Raw genomic sequence first — 251 nt, 5'->3', positions numbered from 1 at the left:
GGCGACATGGTCGGCGGCTACAACGCGCTCAAGGATGTCTACAAGAGCTGGGTGTTCCGTCTCGCCAACTGGCGCAACACCATGGGCCCGGCGATTCCGGAGCGCGTCATCACGCGCCCGCCGTCCGCCGAGCTCGCCGAAGACCAGCTCGACAGCGATTCGCTGCCGGACTATGACACCCTGGATGCGATTCTCACCCACTACATCGAGGGTGACATGAGCGCCGAGGCGATCATCCGCTCAGGCTTCGA

1 pseudogene is annotated in these 251 nt (G+C 64.1%); it reads left to right on the top strand.

Annotation, left to right across the window (positions count from 1 at the left end):
- Nucleotides 1–251: pseudogene (locus R0J88_RS22060) on the top strand (NAD+ synthase); the annotation flags it as partial.

The sequence above is a fragment of the Pseudoalteromonas sp. SIMBA_162 genome, assembly GCF_046535955.1.
GTDB classification, from domain to species: domain Bacteria; phylum Pseudomonadota; class Gammaproteobacteria; order Enterobacterales; family Alteromonadaceae; genus Pseudoalteromonas; species Pseudoalteromonas marina.
The sequence above is the reverse complement of the archived record's forward strand: the minus strand, read 5'-3'. Positions and strand labels throughout refer to the sequence as shown.